General features: G+C 70.7%; 1 protein-coding gene. It reads left to right on the top strand.

All coding sequences use genetic code 11. From position 1 onward, the window contains the following. The coding region (locus AB0C16_RS40140) for a polyketide synthase (protein WP_357691398.1) at positions 1–793 on the top strand (793 nt) is incomplete at both ends.

Here is a 793-nt window from a genome sequence, read left to right as displayed (position 1 = left end):
CACCCTCGGCCTCCAAGGCCCCGCCATCACCATCGACACCGCCTGCTCCTCCTCCCTCGTCGCCCTCCACCTCGCCACCCAAGCCCTCCACACCCACGAATGCGACCTCGCCCTCGCCGGCGGCGCCACCATCATGGCCACCCCCCACACCTTCATCGAATTCGCCCGCCAACGCGGCCTCGCCCCCGACGGCCGCTGCAAACCCTTCGCCGCCGCCGCCAACGGCACCGCCTGGAGCGAAGGCGCCGCACTCCTCCTCCTCGAACGCCAATCCGACGCTCAAGCAAACGGGCATCCCATCCTGGCTATCATCCGCGGCTCAGCCATCAACCAAGACGGCGCCAGCAATGGGCTGACCGCGCCCAACGGTCCCGCGCAGGAGCGGGTGATCCGCCGGGCGCTGGCAACAGCCGGGCTCTCGGCAGGGGAGGTGGATGCCGTCGAGGGACACGGCACGGGCACCACCTTGGGTGATCCCATCGAGGCGCAGGCCCTGCTGGCGACCTACGGGCAGGAGCGGACCTCAGACCAGCCGCTGTGGCTGGGCTCGCTGAAATCGAACCTGGGCCACGCCCAGGCGGCCGCGGGAGTCGGCGGTGTGATCAAGATGGTGATGGCGATGCGCCATGGCCTGCTGCCCAAAACCCTGCACGTGGACGAGCCGACACCGCACGTCGACTGGGGCAGCGGCCATGTCAGGCTCCTGGCCGAGCCGGTGGAGTGGCGGGCCGTCGGCCGGCCGCGCCGTGCCGGGGTGTCGTCCTTCGGTATCTCGGGCACCAACGCTCACCTC

It is taken from the genome of Nonomuraea sp. NPDC048916 (assembly GCF_040649575.1).
Classification (GTDB): Bacteria; Actinomycetota; Actinomycetes; order Streptosporangiales; family Streptosporangiaceae; genus Nonomuraea.
The sequence above is the reverse complement of the archived record's forward strand: the minus strand, read 5'-3'. Positions and strand labels throughout refer to the sequence as shown.